This window comes from Burkholderia sp. 22PA0099 (assembly GCF_047497165.1).
In the GTDB taxonomy this organism is placed as follows: domain Bacteria; phylum Pseudomonadota; class Gammaproteobacteria; order Burkholderiales; family Burkholderiaceae; genus Burkholderia.
On record NZ_CP163164.1, the window covers coordinates 1,186,388 to 1,210,148 of the forward strand.

Annotated in this window: 22 protein-coding genes; 11 read left to right on the forward strand and 11 right to left on the reverse strand. The window is 69.1% G+C overall.

Features of this window, described 5'->3' with window-relative positions:
- Positions 1-4 precede the first annotated feature (4 nt).
- On the forward strand, positions 5-907 hold the full coding sequence (locus AB4851_RS05160; protein WP_414448716.1) for an SDR family NAD(P)-dependent oxidoreductase: 903 nt from the start codon (positions 5-7) through the stop codon (positions 905-907).
- A gap of 38 nt (positions 908-945) precedes the next feature.
- Here AB4851_RS05160 and AB4851_RS05165 read toward each other — a convergent pair whose 3' ends face one another.
- Entirely contained in the window at positions 946-1,677 is a 732-nt protein-coding gene (locus AB4851_RS05165; protein WP_414448717.1) for a pirin family protein, read from the reverse strand.
- A 57-nt stretch (positions 1,678-1,734) separates the two neighbouring features.
- Positions 1,735-2,499 (reverse strand): SDR family NAD(P)-dependent oxidoreductase, encoded by a 765-nt coding sequence (locus AB4851_RS05170; RefSeq protein WP_414448718.1) that lies wholly within the window; start codon positions 2,497-2,499, stop codon positions 1,735-1,737.
- A gap of 159 nt (positions 2,500-2,658) precedes the next feature.
- On the opposite strand from AB4851_RS05170, the gene AB4851_RS05175 reads away from it, so the two are divergent.
- On the forward strand, positions 2,659-3,576 hold the full coding sequence (locus AB4851_RS05175; RefSeq protein WP_414448719.1) for a LysR family transcriptional regulator: 918 nt from the start codon (positions 2,659-2,661) through the stop codon (positions 3,574-3,576).
- Positions 3,577-3,685: 109 nt separating this feature from the next.
- On the opposite strand, the gene AB4851_RS05180 is transcribed toward AB4851_RS05175, so the two are convergent.
- The 3 genes from AB4851_RS05180 to AB4851_RS05190 form a co-directional block, all read right to left on the reverse strand.
- A complete protein-coding gene (locus tag AB4851_RS05180; RefSeq protein WP_414448720.1) occupies positions 3,686-4,648 on the reverse strand; it encodes a glycosyltransferase family 2 protein in 963 nt (320 codons plus the stop codon).
- Positions 4,649-5,060: 412 nt separating this feature from the next.
- On the reverse strand, positions 5,061-5,246 hold the full coding sequence (locus AB4851_RS05185) for a hypothetical protein (RefSeq protein ID WP_414448721.1): 186 nt from the start codon (positions 5,244-5,246) through the stop codon (positions 5,061-5,063).
- 37 nt (positions 5,247-5,283) lie between these two features.
- A complete protein-coding gene (locus AB4851_RS05190; protein ID WP_414448722.1) occupies positions 5,284-5,460 on the reverse strand; it encodes a hypothetical protein in 177 nt (58 codons plus the stop codon).
- A 207-nt stretch (positions 5,461-5,667) separates the two neighbouring features.
- Between AB4851_RS05190 and AB4851_RS05195 the strand changes: the two genes are divergently transcribed.
- The gene (locus AB4851_RS05195) at positions 5,668-6,186 is read left to right on the forward strand and encodes a ferritin-like domain-containing protein (protein WP_414448723.1); all 519 of its coding nucleotides are present in this window, start codon (positions 5,668-5,670) and stop codon (positions 6,184-6,186) included.
- A gap of 75 nt (positions 6,187-6,261) precedes the next feature.
- Here AB4851_RS05195 and AB4851_RS05200 read toward each other — a convergent pair whose 3' ends face one another.
- Positions 6,262-7,545, reverse strand: coding sequence for a sigma-54-dependent transcriptional regulator (locus AB4851_RS05200; RefSeq protein WP_414448724.1), 1,284 nt, complete (start codon positions 7,543-7,545; stop codon positions 6,262-6,264).
- 591 nt (positions 7,546-8,136) lie between these two features.
- Between AB4851_RS05200 and AB4851_RS05205 the strand changes: the two genes are divergently transcribed.
- From AB4851_RS05205 to AB4851_RS05215, 3 genes are all read left to right on the forward strand, one after another.
- On the forward strand, positions 8,137-8,562 hold the full coding sequence (locus AB4851_RS05205; protein ID WP_414448725.1) for a CBS domain-containing protein: 426 nt from the start codon (positions 8,137-8,139) through the stop codon (positions 8,560-8,562).
- 58 nt (positions 8,563-8,620) lie between these two features.
- Positions 8,621-9,106, forward strand: coding sequence for a PRC-barrel domain-containing protein (locus AB4851_RS05210; protein ID WP_414448726.1), 486 nt, complete (start codon positions 8,621-8,623; stop codon positions 9,104-9,106).
- A 184-nt stretch (positions 9,107-9,290) separates the two neighbouring features.
- Complete coding sequence (locus tag AB4851_RS05215; RefSeq protein WP_414448727.1) at positions 9,291-10,016, forward strand: MgtC/SapB family protein; 726 nt, start codon at positions 9,291-9,293, stop codon at positions 10,014-10,016.
- Between the two features lie 67 nt (positions 10,017-10,083).
- On the opposite strand, the gene AB4851_RS05220 is transcribed toward AB4851_RS05215, so the two are convergent.
- The 3 genes from AB4851_RS05220 to AB4851_RS05230 all read right to left on the reverse strand — a co-directional run bounded on the left by AB4851_RS05220 (position 10,084) and on the right by AB4851_RS05230 (position 14,889).
- Positions 10,084-11,796 (reverse strand): efflux transporter outer membrane subunit, encoded by a 1,713-nt coding sequence (locus tag AB4851_RS05220; RefSeq protein ID WP_414449136.1) that lies wholly within the window; start codon positions 11,794-11,796, stop codon positions 10,084-10,086.
- A gap of 14 nt (positions 11,797-11,810) precedes the next feature.
- A complete protein-coding gene (locus tag AB4851_RS05225) occupies positions 11,811-13,397 on the reverse strand; it encodes a DHA2 family efflux MFS transporter permease subunit (RefSeq protein ID WP_414448728.1) in 1,587 nt (528 codons plus the stop codon).
- Positions 13,398-13,464: 67 nt separating this feature from the next.
- Positions 13,465-14,889: an HlyD family secretion protein gene (locus tag AB4851_RS05230; protein ID WP_414448729.1), complete on the reverse strand. Its 1,425-nt coding sequence runs from the start codon at positions 14,887-14,889 to the stop codon at positions 13,465-13,467.
- Between the two features lie 357 nt (positions 14,890-15,246).
- On the opposite strand from AB4851_RS05230, the gene AB4851_RS05235 reads away from it, so the two are divergent.
- From AB4851_RS05235 to AB4851_RS05250, 4 genes are all read left to right on the forward strand, one after another.
- Positions 15,247-16,455 carry a cytochrome P450 gene (locus AB4851_RS05235; protein WP_414448730.1) on the forward strand — a complete coding sequence of 403 codons (1,209 nt, stop codon included), beginning with the start codon at positions 15,247-15,249 and terminating at the stop codon, positions 16,453-16,455.
- Positions 16,456-16,811: 356 nt separating this feature from the next.
- Complete coding sequence (locus tag AB4851_RS05240; RefSeq protein WP_414448731.1) at positions 16,812-18,599, forward strand: hypothetical protein; 1,788 nt, start codon at positions 16,812-16,814, stop codon at positions 18,597-18,599.
- A 114-nt stretch (positions 18,600-18,713) separates the two neighbouring features.
- The gene (locus AB4851_RS05245; RefSeq protein ID WP_414448732.1) at positions 18,714-20,096 is read left to right on the forward strand and encodes a uracil-xanthine permease family protein; all 1,383 of its coding nucleotides are present in this window, start codon (positions 18,714-18,716) and stop codon (positions 20,094-20,096) included.
- A 70-nt stretch (positions 20,097-20,166) separates the two neighbouring features.
- Positions 20,167-20,811 carry a DNA-3-methyladenine glycosylase I gene (locus tag AB4851_RS05250; protein WP_414448733.1) on the forward strand — a complete coding sequence of 215 codons (645 nt, stop codon included), beginning with the start codon at positions 20,167-20,169 and terminating at the stop codon, positions 20,809-20,811.
- A gap of 4 nt (positions 20,812-20,815) precedes the next feature.
- Here the strand turns inward: AB4851_RS05250 and AB4851_RS05255 are convergent, their stop codons facing one another.
- A complete protein-coding gene (locus AB4851_RS05255; protein ID WP_414448734.1) occupies positions 20,816-21,715 on the reverse strand; it encodes a transcriptional regulator GcvA in 900 nt (299 codons plus the stop codon).
- A 163-nt stretch (positions 21,716-21,878) separates the two neighbouring features.
- On the opposite strand from AB4851_RS05255, the gene gstA reads away from it, so the two are divergent.
- Entirely contained in the window at positions 21,879-22,490 is a 612-nt protein-coding gene (gene gstA / locus AB4851_RS05260) for a glutathione transferase GstA (RefSeq protein ID WP_414448735.1), read from the forward strand.
- 58 nt (positions 22,491-22,548) lie between these two features.
- Here the strand turns inward: gstA and AB4851_RS05265 are convergent, their stop codons facing one another.
- Entirely contained in the window at positions 22,549-23,439 is an 891-nt protein-coding gene (locus AB4851_RS05265) for a peptidyl-prolyl cis-trans isomerase (protein WP_414448736.1), read from the reverse strand.
- Positions 23,440-23,761: the final 322 nt, after the last annotated feature.

Here is a 23,761-nt window from a genome sequence, read left to right on the forward strand (position 1 = left end):
CACCATGACACACGATACGCAACAGGTCGTGCTGGTGACGGGTGCCGGTTCCGGCATCGGCCGCGCGATCGCCCTGTCGCTGGCGCGGGCCGGGCACTGCGTGCACGCCAGCATGCGCGATCCGCTCGGCAAGAACCGGGCGCGCAGCGATGCGCTGCTGCGGATCGCCGAGGCGCAACGGCTCGCGCTGCATGTGCTCGAACTGGACGTGCTGTGCGAGACAGGCTGCCGCGCGGCCGTCGACCGGATCGTCGCGACGCACGGGCGCCTCGACGCGGTAGTCAACAACGCCGGCATGTTGATGACGGGCCTGACCGAAGCGTTCTCGGTGGAACAGGTGGCGCGCATCGTCGATACCAACGCGCTGTCGTGGCTGCGCGTCAATCGCGCGGCGCTGCCCGCGATGCGGCGGCAGGGGCATGGGCTGCTGATGTATGTCGGCAGCACCACGGCGCGCCTGCACGAGCCGTTCCTCGGCCCGTACATCGCCAGCAAGGCGGCCGGCGACGCACTGGCCGAGGTGATGGCGATGGAAGTGCAGCCCTCGGGCATCGACAGCACGATCCTCGTGCCCGGCGCCTTTACTTCGGGAACCGAACATTTCGCCGACGCGAACCCGCCCGCCTACACCGCCATCGAGCAGCAATACGGCACGCTGCCCAGCCGCGCCGCCACGCTCGGCGCGCGGCTCGAGGCGATCGACGCGGCCCACGGCGGGCCGCTCGACGTATCCGCGGTCGGCGAAGCCGCCGTCGAGGTACTGGCGATGCCGCGCGGGCAGCGGCCATTGCGCGTGACGATCGACGGCCAGCGCAAGGGCACCGAGGCGATCGACGCCGTGTATCACGAGAAGCAGGCCGCCTTCCTCAAGCAGATGGGGCTGGAGGATCTGACGCTGCCGTCGTGACCGCACAGCGGCGGACGGCCCCGGCGGGAACAACGCAGTCAAACCGACGGCCGCCACTCGACGATCAGCAGATCGGTATCGGCCCGCGCCGTCAGCACGAGCGCCGGGCCACCGCGAATCGCCGCGCCGTCGCGCGCCGCGAGCCGCACGCCGCCCAGTTCGAGCGGCCCGTGATCGGTCACCAGATAGGCCGCGCCGCCCGGCGGCACTTCATACGGCAGGCTCGCACCTTCGCGCAGCGTGGCGATCCGCACACGCGCGTCGGCATTGACGGCCAGCGCGCCCGCCTTCACGTCGTCGGGGCAGCCGCTGGCCAGCGTCACGAAGCGGCCCTCGCGCCGCGCCGGCGCGCAGCAGCAGCTCGCCCAGCGCGCCGCCCCGCCCCTCGTGCGCGGGTGCAGCCAGATCTGGAACAGCCGCGCCGGCACGTCCTCCTCGTTGCGTTCGGCGTGATGCACGCCCGCACCCGCGCTCATCGCCTGCACGCAACCCGCCACGATGCGCGCGCGATTGCCCGCGTCGTCCTCGTGCGTGATCGCGCCCGAACGCACCCAGGTCACGATTTCGACGTTGCGATGCGCATGCAGGCCGAAGCCCGCATGCGGCGCGAATTCGTCGTCGTTCCAGACATGCAGCGGGCCGAGCGGCCCGTGCTCGGGCCGCCCGATCTCGCCGTGGCGAAAATGCAGCCGCGCGGCGAGCCAGTCGCGCGAGATCGCGCCAAGCGCGGTAAACGGACGATGTTCGATAAAGGGACGATGTTCGATCATGATGTGTCGCACTCCTGAAGAGCCGGGCAACGCGTGGTGCATGCCCGGCCCCGGCCGTCAGATCTGCTGCTGGCCGCCATCGACGAACAGTTCCGCGCCGTTCACGAAGCTGGCGTCGTCGGAGGCCAGGAACAACGCCGCGCTGGCGATTTCCTCCGGCTCGCCGAGGCGTTCCAACGGGATCTGCGCCGCGAGGTAATCGGCCAGGCCCTGGCGTTGCGCGGCGTCGTCGCCGGCCAGATCGAGCAGGCCGGGGGTGCGCGTCGCGCCGGGGCTGAGGGTGTTGACGCGGATATGGCGCGGCTTCAGGTCGAGAATCCAGCTACGGGCGAACGCACGCACCGCTGCCTTCGAGGCCGAGTACACGCTGAACGCCGCGGTGCCCGCGCTGCCGGCCGTCGAGCCGGTCAGGATCACCGACGCGCCGTCGGCCAGCAGCGGCAGCGCCTTCTGCACCGTGAACAGCACGGCCTTGACGTTGCGGTCGAACGTGTCGTCGAAGTGCGCTTCGGTGATCTCGCCGAGCGGCAGCATCGAACCGCCGCCGGCGTTGGCGAACAGCACGTCGAGGCGGCCGTGCGCTTCGCGAATCTGCGCATACAGCGCGTCGAGCTGGTCGAGCCGGGTGGAATCGACGCGCAGGCCGGTGGCCGCGCCGCCCGCTTCGCGGATCGAGGCAACCGCCGCATCGAGTTCGGCCTGGCGGCGGCCGGTCAGGTAGACGTGCGCGCCTTCGGCGGCGAAACGTTGCGCGGTGGCCAGGCCGATGCCGCTGGTGCCGCCGGTGACGAGGGCGATTTTGTTGTCGAGCTTGCGTGCCATGATGTTTCTCCTGAGTTCGGTCGAATCGGTTGACGCCACCGGTTGGCGGCGTTCGCGGCGGCTTGTGTGCTGCGATGGATGAAGCTTATCGACGCCCCTGAACTTCCGAAATAGAATGGATCGCAAACCAACGTTGCAAAATTGAAATGATGAATGCCCATGTCGAAACTGCCTGATTTCGAAGGACTCGCGATGTTCGCCAAGGTGGCGGAGGAAGGTTCGTTCGCCGCCGCCGCGCGGGCGATGGGCGTCTCGGTGGCCACGGTGTCGCGCGGCGTGGCGCGCCTGGAGGACCGGCTCGGCGCGCGCGTGTTCAATCGCACGTCGCGCCAGCTCGCGCTGACGGAGTTCGGCCGCACGCTGTGCGAGCGCGCCGGCGACATCTATCGGCTGGCCGAGGCGGCCGAGGGCGCGGCGCGCGAGTTGTCGGTGCAGCCGCGCGGCCTGGTGCGGCTCGCGGTGCCGATGTCGTTCGGGCTGCGCTGGGTCGCGCCGCTGATGCCGGGCTTCTTTCGTCAGTTCCCCGAAGTATCGGTAGATCTGCATCTGGCCGATTCGACCGTCGACCTGGTGGCCGACGGTTTCGACGCGGCGCTGCGCATTGCGGCGCTGCCCGATTCGTCGCTGGTGGCACGGCGGTTGTGCGCGGTCACCCAATACGTGGTGGCGTCGCCGGCCTATCTGGAACGCGAGGGGCGGCCCGCGCATCCGCGCGATCTGGCCGAACGGCCCTGCATGTCGTACGCGTATCGCGCGCGCAGCGATGTCTGGCGCTTCACCAACGAGGCCGGCGAAGAAGAGCCGGTGATGCCGAACGGCCCGCTGCGCGTGACGAACGCGGATGCGCTGCTGCCGATGCTGCTCGACGGCATGGCGCTCGCCGAGCTGCCCGAATTCATCGCGGGCGAATATCTGGCCGACGGCCGGCTCGAAGCGGTGCTCACCGATTGGTCGCTCACCAAGGGCGGCCTGTACTTCGTCACGCCGTCGGCGCGCGCGCGGCCGGCCAAGGTCGGCGCGCTGTCCGACTACTTCGCCGAACATCTGAGCGAACCGGCCTGGCGCTGGCCGAAATAACGGCGGAAGATGCGCCTCGCCTGACGCATCGCGGGCCTTTGCGCGCCTCCACCGGCCACGCCGCCGACCTTCGGGTCGGCGTTTTTTTTGCGCGCGCCGCGCGCCGTCGTCAGGGCAGGCTTGCCGCCACCGGCCCATGCCGCCCGCGCCACATCATCAGCAAGTGGTAATAGAGGCGCGGGCTGAAGCCGAAGCGATACGCATCGAGGTTGCCCAGCGCGATCTCCAGGCTCGTGCGCGGCTCGTGATTGCGCGCGTACAGCGACACCACGATCGGCACCAGCCGCCGCAACGCCAGCCGCCGCGCCGGTTCGAGATCGGGCGGCAGATCCAGTTCCGTGACGAAGTGCCAGGCCATCAGCGAGGCCGAGCGCATCGTGTGGCGCGTGGCCTGCGAGATCGACGCATCGGTTTCGCGATAGCACGACACGAACGCATCGACGAAGCTGATGCGCCGCGCGGCCAGACACAGCCGTGTATTGAACACGTAATCGCAACAGGACCCGTAGGTATCCTCATAACCGATCCGCTTGACCAGCTCGGCATTGGCGAGCCAGCCGTTGTTCGGGAACATCTGCACCAGGCCCACTCGGCCCGGCGGCGCCTGCAAGCCGGCCGTGGCGCGCGAGCGATGGAACATCTGGTTGAGCCGGCGCGTGGCCGCGCGGTTGATGCGGCCGTCGTGATCGACCACGTACTGGTTGCCGAACGCGGCGTCGAGATCGGGATGGCGCGTCCATTCCGCAAGCAGCCGCTCCACACCGAAATCGAGCAGGAAATCGTCGTCGTGGATCAGCAGGATCTTGTCGCCGGTCGCGCGCCGGAACAGGTTCGTGACGTTGTGCGCCTGGCCGAGCCCCGGCTGGTTGCGTGTGTAGCGAATGCGCGGGTCCTCGCCGTAGCGGCGGCGAATCAGGCGTTCCGTATGGTCGTCGGGGGAATCGTCGCCGATCACGATCTCGAGGTTGCGATGGGTCTGCGCCAGGCAGGAATCGAGACACTGGCCGATCAGATGGGCACGCCGGTAGGTAGGAATGCAGATTGAAACTTTGAGATGGGAGAGACTCATCATGCACATCCGCTCGAAAGGAAAACGATGGCCTTCTGCAAAGAAGCTTTCTATCGGACGACATGATCGGGAGAAAAAAATATAAAAAAATCCAAAATAAGCGGACGTAAGGGAAGCTCCGGATGCCGCGCCGGGCGTGCGTTTTCGGTTTGAGCGGGAAACGGTCGAAGTGACCGGCAGGCGAGAGAAGAAGGAGACGGCGGGCGGCAATTCCGCCCGGCAGTTTTTGCTGCGCAAACGGCAATGCAGCGACGCGGCGGCGGTAATCCGTGTGCCGTGCAAAAACTACGCAGAACGAACGGCTGGCGACCCTGAGGGTTTTGTCGGAACAAACGGGGCCATGCCGAGCGCGACGCAAGACGCGCGAGAGCATCGAAAGGCGCGCTCGACAGCCACCCGGCGTGGCGTCACGACGTTACGGCGTGGTCGCGCCTCGCACCGGCGGCACCGGGTCGCCGTCCGGCTCGCGATACGGCGGCGGCACCTCGTCGGGCTGCTGGCCGGGATCGGGCGACGGCTCGGGATCGGTTTCGGGAATCTCGGGAATGCCGGGTTCGGGGCTGTGCAGGCGGCGGCCCAACGGCAACGGGTTGGCGGTCATCGATGCTCCTGTGCGTAAACGGGATCGGGGATGGCGGTCAGGCGATTCGCGCGACGCAGGCGGCCATCACGAGCCGGCGCGCGCGGCGGCCATCCACCATCGTCGGCATGCAGGCGGACGCCTTCATCCGCACGCGGCCATCCTGCCGGGCCGCATAGGCCATGCCCGGCCCGCAGGCCCCGCGCATGCCGGCCCCGCCGGGAGACTTTGACAAGCGATTGCAAAAAGCGCCGGCCCGATCGCGCGCTCACCGCGTGCCGTAGTCGGGCCCGCCGCTTGCGTCCTCTCACGCGTGGCGCGCTTGGCGCTTTCCCGGAGGAGCCGGCGTGTCCGATCCCGTTGCGCACGACCGGCCGATCCCGCCCCGCCGCGCTTGCCGGCGCCGCTCGCCGGCCCGAACCTCAATCGACAGGAGTCCGACATGGCCCAAACGAAGCGCTCGGTCGACGAGCATCTGGACGAATGGCTGCGTGACGCGCACGCGATGGAAGAACAGGCCGGCACGATGCTGGCCGCCATGGCGCGGCGGCTCGAACACTATCCGGCGTTGAGAGCGCGCCTCGAGCAGCATCTGCGCGAAACGCAGGAACACGCTCGTTTGATTCGCGAATGCGTGGGGCGGCGCGGCAGCGACGTCTCGGCAATCAAGGATTTCGGCGCGCGCAGCCTGGCCGCGCTGCAGGCCTTCACGGCGATGTTCTCGGCGGACGAGCCGATCAAGAACGCGATCTCGTGCTTCGCCTTCGAGAACTTTCAGATCGCCGCGTATCGCACGCTGATCTCCACCGCGCGCACGGCCGGCGACACGGCCACGCTGACCGTGTGCGAACGAATCCTGCCGGAAGAAATCGCGATGGCGCACTGGCTCGAACAGCACCTGCCCGAGATCGTCAACGCATATCTGGCGCGCGCCCACGAAGACACGCCGGCGCAGCCTTGAACGCGCGCGGCGCGGGCGCGCCGCTCGCATCCCGACGGATGCCGACAAATGCCGACGAAGGCGGCGCGGCAACGCTCAGTCGCGCTCGCCGCCGCCGCGATGCGCCGCGGCCATGCCGTCCTGCACGGTGCGCAGGCCCTCGCCGAGAATCTCCTCGGCCTGCGCCTTGACCGTGCCGTCGTGCTCGTGCTTTCCGCCTGCGTTCATGACGGGCGGCGGCAGCACGTCGATCTGCGCGCCGTCGCTGAAGATGCAGGCGCGCTGCACGAAATTGCGCAGCTCGCGCACGTTGCCGGGCCACGCGTACTGCCTCAACGCGGCCTTCGCGCCGGCGCTGAACGCCATCTCGCGCCCGCTATCGAGGTTGAGCTTGGTGAGAAACGTATCGGCCAGCAACACGATGTCGTCGCCGCGCTCGCGCAGCGGCGGCATCGCCAGCGGGAACACGTTGATGCGGTGATAGAGATCGGCGCGCAGCGTGCCGGCCTCGACGGCCCCCGACGGATCGCGATTGGTGGCGGCCACGATGCGCACGTCCACCGGCGTTTCGCGCGACGAGCCGAGCCGCATCACCTGCCCCGTTTCGAGCACGCGCAGCAGCTTGACCTGCAATTCCACCGGCATTTCGGTGATTTCGTCGAGGAACAGCGTGCCGCCGTGGGCACGCTCGAAGAAGCCCTTGTGCTGGCGGTCGGCGCCCGTGAAGCTGCCGCGGTCATGGCCGAACAGCTCGCTCTCGACCAGGTTGGCCGGAATCGCGCCGCAGTTGACGGCCACGAACGGGCTGCGGCTGCGGTAGCTCAGTTCGTGGATGGTCTGCGCGGCCACTTCCTTGCCGGTGCCCGATTCGCCGGTCAGCAGCACCGAGGCCTCGGTGGCGGCCACGCGCGCCAGCGCGTCGTACATGGTGCGCATTACCGGCGAATTGCCGATCAGGCGGCCGAAACGGCCGGCGCGCTCCAGTTCGGCGCGCATCGCCTGCACTTCGTCGAGCCGCGCCTCCACGTGCGCGACGCGCTTGAACAGCGTATCGAGGCGCGCCATGTTGAACGGCTTGATCAGGTAATCGGACGCGCCCTGGCGCATCGCGTTGATCGCGGTGTCGAGCGTGGCGTGGCCGGTGGCGAACACCAGCTCGAACGGCTTGTCCTGCTTGGGGAAATCGTCGAACAGTTCGATGCCGTTGCCGTCGGGCAGCACGAGGTCGCAAAGCACGAGGTCGTAGCGCTGGGTCAGCATGCGCGAGCGCGCCTCGCCGAGCGAAGCGGCGGCGTCGCACGGCAAGTCGCGCGTCTGCGCGAGCGCGACGAGCATTTCACGGGTGTCGGCATCGTCATCGACGATGAGCAGACGGGGCATGAGATCTCCTTGTCCGATGCATGACGGCCGGCCCGCACGACGACGCGGCAGGCACGAACGCTCGGGGAAGCCAGTGGAACAGGCGACACGGACAAATGGGCATCGCGCCGGAAGGCGCAATCGGTGAAAGAACAAGCACAGCCTAAAGGAAAGCAGATCGCGCCGCGGCTTGCGATCAGTTATTTCTATTTGGGTAGCGCGAACACATTGTAAAAATCAATTCCCGATCGGCATCTTTACATGATCGTGCCGGCCGGCAAAACGATCGAAGCCGCGCGCAGCACATCATTTCGCGACAGTACCCGATCACCCGGCGGCGATTTCCGCGCGTTTCGGGATGCCAAGCATCGCACGAAAACTTATCGGTGTCCTGGCCGATTTCCCATCATGCGGCATCCGAAATAATCCGCCCCCGTATCCGGCGGTACCACGCAATCCTTACCATCGCTTGTAAATCGTTCGTGCCGTTGTGCCTCTCAGCGCGGCGGCTGACGGTTTTTCAACGCAATGCAGGGCGTTTCGAAGCATTTCACCGCCCGGCACGGCCCTTGCATAGTCCTGTTGTTCACCAGCCCGACAACGGAGACCGCGATGCAACGCATCCGCCAGATCATGTCGCAGGACATCGTGCACGTCGCGCCGAACGACACGATTCATCACGCCGCGCAACTGATGGCGAAACACGACGTGGGCGCGCTGCCCGTGTGCGACGGCCCGCGCGTGGTCGGCATGGTGACCGACCGCGACCTCGTCACGCGCGCGCTGGCCTCGGGCAAGGACGGCGGCGCGAGCGTACGCGAAGTGGCCTCGGTGCCGATCGCGACCTGCCGCGAACACGAAGCCGTCGATGTCGTGCTGCAACGCATGGCGTCCACGCAAATGCGCCGCATGCCGGTGATCTCTCCCGACCTGCGGCTGGTCGGCATGGTGTCGATCGGCGATGTGGCCACGCGTTGCGACGTGTCGGCGCGCAGCGCGATCGGCGAAACACTCGATTACGTCTCGCAGCCGCGCTGATGCGGCCGCGCCCGAGGCAACTTCATCCCGTCATCGTTGATTTGAACAGGAGGCCCGCATGATTCCCCTTGGTCCCGAACCCGAACGCGACGCCGTGCATCCCGACGCGCGCTACGCCCACCGCGGCTCCGCGCTGGCCCATCTGCTCGACGGCACCATCGCGCGCACCTCGGATGGCGAGGCGATCGGCCATGTCAGCGACGCGATCCTCGACCTGCGCACCGGCCGCATCGCCTACGCGCTGGTGGCGCTCGCGCCGACGTCCGAACTGGCGCACGTGCGCCAGCTCGCGGCCGTGCCGTGGGATTACGTGACGCTCGACACCGAGGCGGCCACGCTGATGATCGCGGCGCCGGCCGCCACCGTGCGCAGCGCGCCGCAACTCGACCTGAACGGCTGGCTCAGTTCCGCCGATGCCGTGTGGGAGGCGCAGGTGGTGCGCCACTACGAAGGCCTGAACGCGCCCCCCGCCTCGCGCGCGCGCAGCTTCGCCGAGGAGCTGGGCCTGCGCTCGCCGGTGCGCAACCCGCGCGGGCCGAACTAGTCTCTCAGGCGGCGCTCCGGCGCCGCTGCCGCCTCGTGTCGACAGCGAGGCGTTCGATGGGCGTCGTCTTGCGCGGCGCCCTTTTTTCGTGGGCGGCTGCCGTGCCGGCAAGCTTCGGGGCGAAGCCACGATGGGCATGCCCCTTGCGCGAACAACGCTATCTCTTCGCAACAGGTTCTCGCCCATGCATCCGATGCCGCTCGTCCTCGATTTCGCCGATATCGCCGCCCGGCTTGCCGTCTGTCTCGTCGCGGGCCTGTTGATCGGCCTGAATCGCGGGGAATCGGGCAAGGCCGCCGGCCTGCGCACCACCATGCTGGTGTGTCTGACCGCGTGCCTGGCGATGCTGGAGGTCAACGCGCTGCTCATGCAATCGGGCAAGGGCGCGCAGTCGTTCGCCGTGCTCGACCTGATGCGCCTGCCGCTGGGCATCCTGTCGGGCATGGGCTTCATCGGCGCGGGCGCGATCCTGCGCCGCGACGGGCTGGTGAAGGGCATCACCACCGCCGCCACGCTCTGGTTCGTGACGATGATCGGCCTGTGCGCGGGCGGCGGCCAACTGGTGCTGGCCGGGCTCGGCACGGCGCTGGGGCTGGCGGTGCTGGTCGGCCTGAAGCGGCTCGAACTGCACCTGCCGCACCGGCGTCACGCGTGGCTGTCGATCGACGAGACGCGCGGCGACGCGGGCGACACGCCGCGCACCACGATCATGCTGGATCGGCTCGGCGGCCTGCGCTGCCGCATCCGGCTGACCGGCACGCAATGCCACGCCGCCACCGGCGCGATCTGCCGCCGCTTCGAACTGGCCTGGACCGCGCGCGCCGGCAACGGCCCCGATCCCGTGGAAAATGCCATCGACGCCTTCGTGCGCGACAGCCACGGCGGCGCGAGCTGGTCGGTCAAGGAGTAACGGGCAGAAGCGGGCGCGGGCCATCCGCCGGGCCTCCGCTTCGAACGAGCGGCCTGGCGCCTGACGGTCAATGCGCCGCCGCATCGCCCCCGGTCCCGCTTCCGTCTCCGCTCCCGCTTCCGGCCGCCTCGGGCGGCGTGCCGCCCGTCGCCACCTCGCGCGTGTCGCCGGTGCGCCAGCCGCCGCCGAGCGCCTTGTACAGCGCGACCAGATCGGTGGTGGCCTGCAATTCGCCCTGCACCGCCTGCTGGCGCGATTCGGACCACTGACGTTCGGCGTCGAGCACGTCGAGATACGTGACGATCCCCTTGCGATAGCTGTCGTTCGCGAGATCGAGCGCGCCGCGCTCGGCTTGCGCCGCGTCGTCGAGCGCGGCACGCCGGCCTTGATCGGTGCGATAGACGGCCAGCGCGTTGTCCACGTCGCGCAGCGCCACCAGCACCGCGCGCCGGTAGGCCAGCGCCGCCTCCTTCTGCTGCGCCTTCGACAGCCGCAGGTTCGAGATCAGCGCGCCGCCCTGGAAAATCGGCAACGAAATCGCCGGCCCGGCCGAGTAGAACAGATGCGACCACTGCGCCAGCTCGCGCGCGTGCGTGGAGCGCAGGCCGATCTGCCCGGTCAGCGAGATATCCGGATAGAACTGCGCGACCGCCACGCCGACCTCGGCGGTGGCCGCGTGCAGGTCGAGTTCGGCGCGGCGCACGTCGGGCCGCCGGCGCGCCAGCGTCGACGGCATGCCGACCGGCACCGTGGGCGGCAGCGCGGGCAATGCGCCCGACGCGTCGAGCACGTCGTCGAGCGCCCCCGGCGCGCCGCCCACCAGATAGGCCAGGCCGTTGCGCAAGGTCGCCAGTTGCTGCTCGTATTGCGGCAGTTGCGCGCGAATCTGCGCGAGCCGCGCGTCGGCGCTGCGCACGTCGAGCTGGCTGGTCAGCCCGTGCGCGGCGCGCTCGCGCGTCAGGTCGAGGAACTGCTGCTGCGAATCGGCCAGCGACAGTGTCAGCGCGCGCAACGCCTGCGCGCCGCGATACTGGAGGTAGGTCTGCGCCACCTCGGCCTCCAGCGAGAGCAGCGCGTCGTCGCGGCCGGCCACCGCGGCCTGCGCCTGCGCGCCGGCCGCCTCCACCGAACGCCGCACGCGGCCGAACAGGTCGAGTTCCCACGACGCATCGAAGCCGGCCTGCCAGAGATTGGTTGGCGACGAGATCGAATCGAGCGCGCTCTGCGCACCCTGCCGCACCGCCGCGCCGCCGCCCGGCACCGCGCCGGCCAGCGCCGAGCCGGGCGCGCTGAGGCTGTCGATCCGGTCGTTGATGCCCTCGTCCTCCAGAATCCCCTTCACGCCGAGTTGCTCGCGCTGGTAGCTGGCCGTCGCACGCACGTTCGGCAGGCCCTGCGCCGCCGCCTGATGCAGTTGCTCGCGGGCCTCGGCGATGCGCGTCACGGCCGTGCGCACGTCGAGGTTGTCGTGCGCGGCGCGCTCGATCAACTGGTCGAGCAGCGGATCGTGGAACGCGCGCCACCAGCGCGGGTCCGGATCGGCATCGACCACGGGGGTGGAGGCGACGTTGGTGGTCGAGGTGGGTGCCGAAGCCGGTGCCGAAGCGGAAGCCGATGCTCCCGCGTTCGGTTCCGCGCCACTCGCCACGCCCAGGTCGTGCCACTGCGCCGGCGCGTTGGCGTGCGGCGGTTTGAAATCCGGCCCTACCGTGCAGGCCCCCAGCAGGGCGCATCCGGCCATGGCCGCAGTAGCGGCGGCGGCGATCGCGCGCAGGTTCATGCCGTGCCTCATCGTCAATGTCCTCCCGGTCCGCCCGCCGCCTTCGCCGGCGTGAACAGGAATGTCAGTGGAATGCAGGCCGCGCAGAAGATCGCGAGAATCGCGAACACGTCGATATACGCGAGGATCGTGGCCTGCGAGACAAAGGTTTCGTAGAGCCGCCCGTTCGCCGTCTGCAACGCCGCCGAAGGCGACGCGCCGGTCAGCGCGGTGATTTGCTGCGCGTTGCGCTGCAAGGCGTCCTGGAAGTTCTGCGAGAACGGCGACATGTGCTCGGACAGGTGCGCCATGCGCGCCTGCGCACGCTCGCGGATCATCGCCGTGGACACCGAAATGCCGATCGAGCCGGCCACGTTGCGGAACATGGTAAACAGCGCCGAGGCGTCGTCGTTCAGGCGCGGCGGGATCGTCAGGTAGGCGAGCGTGGTGATCGGCACGAACAGGAAGCCGATCGCCATCGATTGCGCGCAGCGGATCAACATCAGGTGCCGGTAGTCGATGTCGGGCACCAGGATGCGCGAATAGGCGAGCGACGCGGCCAGCAGCACGAAGCCGGTGGCCACCAGGTAGCGCGTCTGCACGTGCGGCATCAGCTTGCTGACGATCGGGATCTCCATCGTGATCAGGATCGCGCCGGGCGACAGCACCAGCCCGGCCAGCGTGGCCGTGTAGCCGAGCTGCTGCTGCGCGAGCTGCGGCACGATCACGGCGCTGCCGTACAGCACGGCCGCGAACATCGCGATGGTGACGCAGCCGAGCGTGAAATTGCGGTCGCGCAGGCAGGCGAGATCGACCACCGGTTTTTTCGCGTAGCGCAGCCAGAGGATCGCGCCGGTGATCCCCGCCGCCGCCAGCACCGCGAAGATCCGGATGAAGTTCGAGCCGAACCAGTCCTCGTCCTCGCCGCGGTCGAGCATCACCTGCAGGCAGCCCAGCCCGATCGCGATCAGGCCGATGCCGATGTAGTCGATGCGGATGCCGCGCTCGCCGTCGCGCCGCCACGGCGGGTCCTCCACCAGTTGCATCACGGCCAGCACCGTCAGGATCCCCACCGGCACGTTGAGCAGGAACACCCAGCGCCACGAGAACGTATCGGTGATCCAGCCGCCGAGCGTCGGCCCGAGCACCGGCGCGACCACGATCGCGATGGCCGAAATCGAAAACGCGCGATTGCGCTGCTCGGGCGGGAACGTGTCGAGGATGATCGATTGCTGGTTCGGCTGCAGACCGCCGCCGAACAGGCCCTGCAGGATGCGGAACACGATCAGCTGGCCGAGGTTGGTGGCGATCCCGCACAGGAACGAGCACACCGTGAACGCGGCGATGCAGATTACGAAGTAGCGCTTGCGCCCGAGCAGCCGGCCCAGGAAGCCGGAAATCGGCAGCACGATGCCGTTGGCGACGAGGTACGAGGTCAGCGTCCAGGTGGCCTCGTCGTAGCTGGCCGACATGGTGCCCGCGATGTGCGGCAGCGCGACGTTGACGATGGTGGTGTCGAGCACCTCCATGAACGCCGCCAGCGTGACGGCGATCGCGATCAGCCAGGGGTTCGCGGCGGGCCGCCAGGCGCGCTCGTTGGCGGCGGGGTGGGCGGTGCTCATCGGCAATCCTCGCGACGCAATGGCAGAAACGGCAGGAAAGACAGGGAAGACAGCGGCATGGCGGCGCTCACGGCAGATGCACGGTCGGCGTCACCGACAGGCCGAGGCCGAGCGGCGGATTGTTCGGCGGCGTGCCGTCGAGCACGATCTTCACCGGCACGCGCTGCACGATCTTCACGAAGTTGCCGGTGGCGTTCTCGGCCGGGAACGCCGAGAAGCGCGAGCCGCTGCCGAGCTGGATGCTGTCCACGTGGCCGTGCAGGTCGAGGCTCGGATAGGCATCGATCGACACGTCCACCTTGTCGCCGATGCGCATCCGTTCGAGCTGCGATTCCTTGAAATTGGCCGTGATCCACACGCGCGGCGTGACCAGCGAGAACAGCGACGCCCCCGTTTGCAGGAACGCGCCGAGCTGCACGTTGCGGCGCGTGACCCAGCCGTCGGACGGCGCACGGATCTCGCAATAGGACAGGTTCAACTCGGCCTGATCGCGCTGCGCCTGTGCTTGCAGCACCTGCTGGCGGCGCTCCTCGATGGTGCTCTCCACCTGGCGCAACTGCTGCGGCACCAGCGCGGCGGTGCGGGCCTGCGCGCGCGCCATCGCCACGTTCGCATCGGCGCTGGCGCGTTGCGCGTCGGCCGCGTCCACCTGCTGCTTCGAGGTGGCGCGGGCGTCCACCGCGTGCTGGCGTTGCTGCGCGGCCTGCGCCTGCTTGTAGGCCGCATCGGCCGATTCGATCTGCGCGCGCGCCTGGGCGTACTGCGCCGGGTACTGCACGCGCGCGATGTCGAGCTGCACGCGCGCCGAATCGAGTTGCGCCTTCGCCAGCCCCAGTTGCGCGTCGGCCGATTCGAGCTGGGCGCGGTAATCGCGCGGATCGATCTGCACCAGCACGTCGCCGCGATGCACGAAGCGGTTGTCGTCGACGTTCAGGCGCGTCACGTAGCCGGACACATGCGGCGCGATCGTGATCGCGTTGCCGTCGGTATAGGCGTCGTCGGTGCTGACCTCGTTGCGCGTCAGGAACCACCAGACCAGCGCGCCGATCGCGAGCACCACCACCACGATCGCGAGAATGATCAGCGGCTTCTTGCCGGGGCGTTTGCGTTTGGGGGCGTCGTCGTTGTCGTCGCCGTTGCCGTTGCCGTCGTTGCCTTTTCCATCGCCGTCGCGGGCCTTGCCGCTGTCGCGGCCGCCATCGCCATTTCCGCCGCCATTTCCATCGCCATCGCCGCCGGTGTGGCGGCGGTCGTCGCCGTCGCGCGGCCCGTCGCGGCGGCCGCCTCCGCCCCCGTCGTGCGCCTCGGCCTCGCGCCCGGGGCCGTCGTTCGCATCGTGAGCGCGCGCGCCGCCGGGCGGGGCCGGGCGGCCGTCGGCCTCGTCGTCGCGGTTCGTGGTGCGCGGCATGACGAGGGCGGCCAGCCACGCCAGCATGCGGCGCGCGGCAGCGGCCGGATCGGGCGGCAACGGAAACAGGATGACTTCGGACATCGCACGGCACTCCAGGGCAGGATCGCCTCGCACGGTCGTGCGCGAGGCGGCATGGGGGCTGCGCAGCAAATCGCAGGCCCGCTCGGGCGACAGCCGGCGAGCCTTGTCCGGCAAAGGTTTGCGACGCATGCTGCACTGCTCCGGATTCGCGGCGGAATCCGCGCGGGCGGTTTTTACAAGCGGGGATGTCGTCGGGCACGGCGGAAATGGCGGGGTGCGTGGCGCGGTTCCGCGATGCGGGATACGCACGCCATGCGAAGCGCCGGCCTGCCATACGAAAATTGATGTGACGATGGAATAAATCGGCCCGGCTTGGTGTTATAGAGGTCACCGTCCCCCTCCGCGCCTGCCCATTCCATGAATTTTTCGATGTTTTCGTCGCCGGCGTTCTTCGCCGATCCGTATCCGCTCTACGCGCAGTTGCGCGCCAAGGGCCCCCTGCTCGAAATCGCGCCGAACGCGCGCGTGACCGGCGACTACGCCGTGATCGACACGCTGCTGCGCGAGCGCCGCGCCGGCCGCACCTATCTGGAGAGCGTGCGCGTGCGCTACGGCGACGACAAGGTCGACATGCCGGTGTTCCAGATGTTGAGCCGGATGTTCCTGATGATGAATCCGCCGAGCCATACACGCCTGCGCACGCTGCTGATGAAGGCGTTCAACGCGCGGCAGGTCGAAAGCCTGCGCGAGATCGTCGAGGTCTCGACGCACGAGCTGCTCGACGCGATCGCCGCCAAGCCCGCGTTCGACTTCGTGGCCGAATACGCGCAGCCGCTGCCGCTGAACATCATCTGCCGCCTGCTCGACATCCCGTTCGACGACGGCACGCGGCTCGGCCACGCGGCCAGTTGCATGGCCGCCGCGTTCGAGCTGGCGCCGCTCGATGCGGTCATGCTGAACGAGGCCAACGAAGGCGCGCTCGCGCTCGAACGCTATTTCGAGGGCGTGATCGCGGCGCGGCGCGGCCAGCCCGGCGACGACCTGATCTCGGCGCTGTTGAGCGTGGAGGACGAAGGCGAGACCTTCGTCGAAAAGGAAGTGATCGCCAACGTCATGCTGCTGTTCATCGCCGGCCACGAAACCACCTCGAACGCGCTCGGCAACGCGATGATCGCGCTGTTCCGCCACCCCGACAGCCTGGCCGAGCTGCGCGGCGACCCGGCGTTGCTGCCGTCGACGATCGCCGAATGCCTGCGCTACGACAGCTCGGTGCAACTGACGGTGCGCGCCAGCTTCGACGATATCGAGGTGGCCGGCCAGATCCTGCCGCGCGGCACGATGGTGTTCATGCTGATCGGTTCGGCCAACCGCGATCCGGCCGTGTTCCCCGAGCCGGACCGGTTCGATATCCGGCGCGCGAATGCGAAGGCCGCGCCGGTGTTCGCGGGCGGCATCCATTACTGCCTCGGTGCGCGGCTCGCGCAGATGGAAATGGAGATCGCGATCGGCGCGCTGCTCGCGCGCTTCCCGAACTTGCAGCCGGTGAACCTCGACGCGCTCGAATGGCGTCATCGCAACACGCTGCGTGGGGTGAAGGCGCTGCCGATGACGACTGGGGTGGTCTGAGGGGTTTCGGGGGCGCGATTCTGGCGGGTTGGCGGGTTGGCGGGTTGGCGGGTCGGTGGTCGGCGGTTGGCGGTTGGCGGTTGGCGGTTGGCGGTTGGCGGTTGGCGGTTGGCGGTTGGCGGTCGGCGGTCGGCGGTCGGCGGTCGGCGGGTCGAGCCTGGCTGCCGGGAAACTTCGGGTTTCGGGATCGGGGTTCGGCTTTCGGCCGGCGCGAGGCGCGCGGCCGGGTTAAACGTGTTAAGTCACCGAACTTGTCTCGCCGCAAGACGCCGGACTGCCGCGCCCCGCCTCGATTGCATCGAACGCATCGGCCGGGCGAGACCGCGCCACCCGGCTCTTTACCGGAATCACGCCCGATGCCCCTCAACTCGCTGAACAATTCGTCCAGAATCGACCGGCCGTCCACGCCGACGACCGGCCCGGGCAACGGGCATGCCGGCGCGCCGACGCCAACGCCCACCGGCGCGGCAAGCCAGCAGGCATCCGGTTCGGTCACGCTGCAACGGCTCGGCGCGGTGCGGCGGCCCCAGCGTGCCAAGACGTCCGGCGCGGGGCAGGCGAAGGCGGGCAGCGAGGCGCGTGAGGAAGCGTCGTCATCGGGCGATCACGCGCAACTGTCGATGCCGGCGAACATGGCCGCGCTGCTGGCAGGTTCGGAAGGCAAGGCGGGCGCGGAAGACAAAACGACCGCCACGCCGACGCCGCCCAAGCAGGAGGCAGAATCCAAGCCGGATTCGCAGGATTCGGCACCGGCCATGCAGCAGCGCCCGGAATCGGCCGCCGCCACCGCGTCGGCGAGCCCCACGGCATCGCAATCGGCCGCACCGGCCGTGCCGCCGCGCCCCGGTTCGCCGCCGCGCCCGCCATCGGCCTCATCGCGTCCGCCCGGCACACCGCCCCCGCTTCCCGCACGTCCGCGTCCGTCGGGCACGCCGCCGCCCATTCCCAACGCGACGCGTCCGCAAGGCACGCCGCCCCCGATTCCCAACGCCACACGTCCGCAAGGCGCACCGCCCCCGATTCCAAACGCCACGCGTCCGCAAGGCGCACCGCCGCCCATCCCGCACGCCACGCGTCCGCAAGGCGCGCCGCCGCCAATTCCTAACGCGACGCGCCCGCAAGGCGCACCGCCGCCGATCCCGCACGCCACGCGCCCGCAAAGCGCGCCGCCGCCGATTCCGCACGCCACGCGTCCGCAAGGCGCGCCACCGGCGGCCGCTCAACCACGCCCCGACAACGACCTCGCCGCGCTGCTCCAGGAGGATCTGGCGCCCGCCGGCGACGCGCCGCCGGCCTACACGGCGCTGCCGCAAGACCCGGTGCAGAACGCCCACCTGTGGGCGGGCCAGCTCAACGTGATGAGCAATTACGCGCCGGACCCGGCCGCCCACATCGACGACCTGCTGCAGCTGATGGGCAGCCGTCCGATCAGCGAGGCCAACGCGGGCCACGTGAGCCTGCCCGACCTGCCCCCGGCGCAACGGGCCGCCGTGGCCGAGCAAGCCGTGCAGACGCTCTGCAAGACGATCGCATCGATGCCCCCCAACACGCTCAAGGCGCGCGACGTGCACGGCGCGATCGCGGCCGCGCAGCACGTCACGCCGCTGGCCCAGCGCGCGGTGCTGCTCGGCGATCTGGCCAAGATGCTGAACAAGGTCGATTCGCGCGGCGCGCACCAGTCGGCATTCCGCGCGATCAGCGATCAGGTCCACCTGCTGCCGCCGCAAGACCGCATGCAGGTGCTGAACGGCCTGGCCCTGAACGCGTTCCACCCGGAATTCGCCGACTCGCCCGGCGCCGGCCAGGATGCCGCCGCCAACATGCGCGCCGTGATGAACCATCTCGCGCACGTGCCGCCCGACATGCGCACGCCCCACGAAACGGCCATCGTGCTCGACACGATGGCCGGCTGGATGCCCGACATGATGGCGAACACCCCGCCGAGCCATTGGCAGCCGCTGGTGCACGAGCTGATGCAGGAGGCCGGCAAGCTGCCGCCGGAGGAAGGCGCGTTCATCACCGACACGGTCGGCAAGGCGTTGGACATGATGAAGCCGGGCGGCCCGCTGCAAGGCGTCGACATGCAGGCGCTGCTGCTGGTGGTGCCCGACCACCTGAAGCCGGGCCACCGCGACGAGGATTGACGTTGCATCCGGAAAGGCACGGCACGGCACGGCGCGGCGGCGCGGGTGATCGATCGCCCGCGCCGGAACCGTTAAAATCGCGCACTTTCCTTCTTTCGAGCGGCCTTCCGAGCGATGCAACCCGCACATTCCGGCGCAAACGCCCCCGCCCCTGCCCACGATCTCGTCTACGGCCCGAACGATCGCCCCTCGCCGGCCGTCGCGTTCGTCGCCGCGCTCCAGCATCTGCTCGCGATCCTGGTGCCGATCGTCACGCCGGGCCTGCTGATCTGCCAGGCGCTGAACGTGCCGACCCGCGACACCACGCTGATCGTGTCGATGTCGCTGGTGATCTCGGGCATCGCCACGTTCCTGCAATGCCGCCGCCTCGGCCCGCTCGGCGCGGGGCTGCTGATCGTGCAGGGCACCAGCTTCAACTTCGTCGGGCCGCTGATCGCGGGCGGCAGCCTGATGGTCAAGCAGGGCACGCCGGTCGAAACGGTGATGGCGGCGATCTTCGGCGTGGTGATCGCCGGCTCGTTCGTCGAGATGGCGGTGTCGCGCATCCTGCCGTTCATCAAGCGGCTGATCACGCCGCTCGTGACCGGCATCGTGGTGCTGCTGATCGGCCTGACGCTGATCAAGGTCGGCCTGATCAGCATGGGCGGCGGCTACGGCGCGATGGCCAAGGGCACGTTCGCGAGCGTGCAGAACCTGACGCTGTCGTGCCTCGTGCTCGGCACCATCGTCGTGCTGAACCGCGTGCCGGTGGCGTGGGTGCGCAGCACGGCGCTGGTGATCGCGCTGGCGATCGGCTATCTGGCCGCCGCCGCGATGGGCCGCCTCGATTTCACCGGCGCGCGCGAGGCCGCGCTGTTCCAGATCCCCGCGCCGCTGCATTTCGGGCTCGGCTTCTCGTGGTCGCTGTTCGTGCCGATGCTGATCATCTACGTGGTCACCTCGCTCGAAGCGATCGGCGACGTGACGGCCACCAGCAAGGTGTCGCGCGAGCCGGTGGAAGGGCCGCTGTGGATGCAGCGGATCAAGGGCGGCGTGCTCGTGAACGGCGTCAATTCGCTGATCGCGGGGGTGTTCAACACGTTCCCCAGCTCGGTGTTCGCGCAGAACAACGGCGTGATCCAGCTGACCGGCATCGCAAGCCGCCACGTGGGCATCTGGATCGCGGCGATGCTGGTGGTGCTGGGGCTGTTCCCGTCCGTGGCCGGCGTGCTGCAGGCCGTGCCGGAGCCGGTGCTCGGCGGCGCGGCGATGGTCATGTTCGGCGCGGTGGCCGCCTCGGGCATCAACATCCTGGCCGGCGTCGCGCTCGACCGCCGCGCGCTGCTGATCATCGCCGTGTCGCTGGCGCTCGGGCTCGGCGTCGCGCAGGTGCCGGAGATCCTGACCAGCCTGCCGCAAGCGCTGCGCAACGTGCTGGCCTCGGGTGTCGCCACCGGCGGCCTGTGCGCGCTGCTGATGAACTGGTTCCTGCCCGAGCGCCAATCCATCCACCCATAAGTCCGCAATCCGGGGCGGCGAAGGCCATGCTAGGCTTGGCCGCTTCGATCAATGCCCGCCCCTCCCCGCCATGGATGCGAAACGCGCCACCGCCCCCGCCGGCCCCCCCGGCAAGGACAAACCCACCGATGCCGTGCGCTGCGAAGATGGCCTGATGCGCCCGCCCTGGGCCGTCAGCGATCCGATGCTGCGCGCCTACTACGACACCGAATGGGGCATGCCCGTGCGCGACGAACAGGGGCTGTTCGAGCGGATCAGCCTGGAAGGGTTTCAGTCGGGCCTGTCGTGGGCGATCATCCTGCGCAAGCGCGAGGCGTTCCGCGCGGCGTTCGCGCGGTTCGATCCCGAGCGCGTCGCGCGCTTCACCGATGCCGACGTCGAACGCCTGATGGCCGACGCCGGCATCATCCGCAATCGCGCCAAGATCCTCGCCACCATCGGCAACGCCGCCGCCACGCTCGCGCTGCGCGACCAGGGCGGCCTCGCGAAGCTGGTCTGGTCGTTCAAGCCGGAGCTCACGCCCACGCCGCGCACCATGGCCGAGGTGCCGACCGTCTCCGAGCAATCCACCGCGTTGAGCAAGCAGTTGCGCAAGCTCGGCTTCCGCTTCGTCGGCCCGACCACGATGTTCGCGTTGATGGAGGCGATCGGCATCGTCGATACGCATCTGGTCGAGAGTCACCGGCGCGGCAGTTCGGGGGTGTGGCCGGTTTAGCGGGTCACGCCGCCGCCACGTCGATCAGCCATTCACGCAACGCCGCCACCGCGCGGCTGTCGGCCCGCTCGGGCGGCGACACGAGATAAAAACCGCGCCCGGTCGCCACGCGCGTGTCGAACGGCGCGACCAGGCGCCCCGCCCGCAGATCGTCTTCCACGTAGGCACGCCGCCCGATGCAGACGCCGAGGCCATCCACGGCCGCCTGCACGGCCAGCAGCGCGAGATCGAAATCGAGCCGCTCGCACGAGCGGCCCGCGAGATCGGTCGGCAAACCCGCCGCCGCGAGCCAGACGGGCCAATCGTCGTGCGTCATGCCGCCCACCTGCAACAGCGTGTGCCGCGCAAGCCGGCCCGGCTCGGTAAGCGGATCGCGACCGGCCAGCAAGGCCGGGCTGCACACCGGGAAAATCTCGTCGTCCATCAGGCGGTCGCAGCGCAGGCCCGGCCAGTCGCCGCTGCCGTAGCGAATCGCCGCGTCCGCACCGCCCGCCGCGAAATCGACGAGATCGGTCGACGCGCCGACGCGAAGATCGATCCCCGGATGCGCCGCGCGAAACGCACCGAGGCGCGGCAGCAGCCACTTCGAGGCGAAGCTCGCGAGCGTGGACAGCGTCAGCGTGGGCGCATCGGTGCCGGCGCGCAGTTGATCGGTCGAGAAGCGCAGTTGCGCGAACGCGAGGCTCACGCCTTGCAGGTAGGCCTGCCCCGGCACGGTCAGTTCGAGCCGTTCCTTGAGGCGCAGAAACAGCCGCACGCCGAGTTCATCTTCGAGACGTTTGATCTGGTGGCTGACCGCGGTTTGCGTCACGTTCAGTTCGGCGGCGGCCCGCGTGAAACTCATATGGCGCGCCGCGCATTCGAAGGCCTTCAGGCCGTTCAGCGAAGGAAGCTTGCCTGCCATGACGTGCGTGCGGAGGGAGAGGGAAGAAAGCGGCGCCGGGCGGGCCGGCATGAGAATTTTTCATATCCTAGCACGCGAGATGTCGTTTGCCGGGCCGTCGAATCGTTGCGATCCTGTACGCCGGATGCACGCCGATACCCCGTCAAATGAAGGATGCCGCGCCATGAAACTCTACTTCGCTCCGCACGCCTGCTCGCTGTCGCCGCACATCGTGTTGCGGGAACTGGGCTTGCCGTTCGAACTCGTCCGCGTCGACAACCGCAGCAAGCGTACCGCCGAAGGCGGCAGCTTTCTCGACGTGAATCCGAAGGGCTATGTGGCCGCGCTGACGCTCGACAACGGCGAGGTGCTGACCGAAGGCCCGGCGATCGTCCAGTATCTGGCCGACCTGAAGCCCGAGGCCGGACTCGCACCGCCGAACGGCAGTTGGGCGCGCGTGCGGCTCCAGGAAACGCTGAACTTCATCAGCACCGAAATCCACGCCGGTTGCAGCCCGCTGTTCGACCGCGAACTGCCCGAGCGCGTGACAACGCAGATCGAGGCGCGCTTGTTCAAGCGCCTCGATCTGCTGGCCGCCACGCTGGCGGAACGGGATTACCTGATGGAAACCTTCGGCGTGGCCGACGCCTACCTGTACACGGTGCTGACGTGGCTGCCGGCGTTCTCGATCGACATCGCACGATGGCCGGCGCTTGCGCGCTTCATGGCGCGCGTCGGTCAACGCGATGCGGTGCAGGCCGCACTGGCCGCCGAAGCGGCGGTATTGCCAGTTTGACGCGTGCTGACAGGAACGATTCGAATGGCGCGGCGCAGAACGCGCCGCGCGCGGGGGCTTACTGCTCGATCGTGGCCTGCGCGATCAGCCGCTCGATCAACGCGCTCGAAGCGTGCGTCTGCGCGGCCACTTCGAGGTTGCGACGCAGCACCGGGGAGGCTTGCTCGAAGGTCGGCACCACGGTCGGCTGCTTGTCGTCGAGGCGGACTATCACATAGGCGCCACCGAGCGCGATCGGCGCACTGACGGCACCGCTGTCCATCGAGACGATCTGCTGCGCCAGCGCGAGCGGCAAGCCGCCGGTGTGGCCGTCGACGAGCGGCGTCTTCAGCCACAGCGGCGTGGTCACGCCGCCGTTCGCGGCGGTGTTGTACTTCTGCGCCACCGCCATGAAATCGGCGCCGCCGCGCAGTTCCGCTTGCGCGGCCTGCACCGTGGCGGCATCGCCCACGGCGATCACGAGCGGGTGATATTCGAACTGCCCGGCGCTGGCCACCAGTCGTTGGTAGCTGGCCATCACCTGCTCGGCCGTGACCTGCTCGGGCCGCGCATGCTCCCTCAAATAGAGATCGGCGGCGGCCTGCGAACGCGCGCGGGCCGCCACGGCCAGCACTTCCGGCCGCGTGTCGTAGCCGTCGTGCTCGGCGGCCTGCTCGACGAGCTGGCCGACCACCATCTGGCGCTTGAGGCGCTCGCGCAGCACCGGCGTATCGGCCTGGCCGCTGGCCTTGACGGCCTCGTCGAGGCGGTGCTGCGAAATCGGCACATGGTTGACGATCGCGGCCACATTCGGCGGCAGCCGCGTGGGCGCGGAACTGGTGATCGGCGTGTGGTTGATGTGGGGTGACAGGGGCATGGGAGCGGGCACCGTGGTAGCGGAAGCGATGGACAGGGTGGAAGTGGCGGCCGCGCAGGCGAGCGCCACCGAAGCGAGGGTGCGGGTGTTCATGAGCGTGTCCTTGATGGGGGATCGGACAGCGGGCGGACAGCGATGAGTGCCCTGCGTTCGCATATGGCAGCGTGATTCCGACAATCAACTTCACGGAGAACAGCCGTGCGACCGCGCCCACCGGCCGCCGCAGGGCACTCATCGCTGTCGACCCGCCCGTACCGCTTCGTGCCGCGGCATGCGTGACACACGGCGCCCCGAGCGGGGCGTGCATACGCGGTGTGGATCCCGGGTGAGAGAACTCGAAGCGCCCTGCAGGCAGGGCATCTCGATGAACGCCATTGTCTGCGTGCGGCCCGAGCGCGCACAATCAGCCGCATCT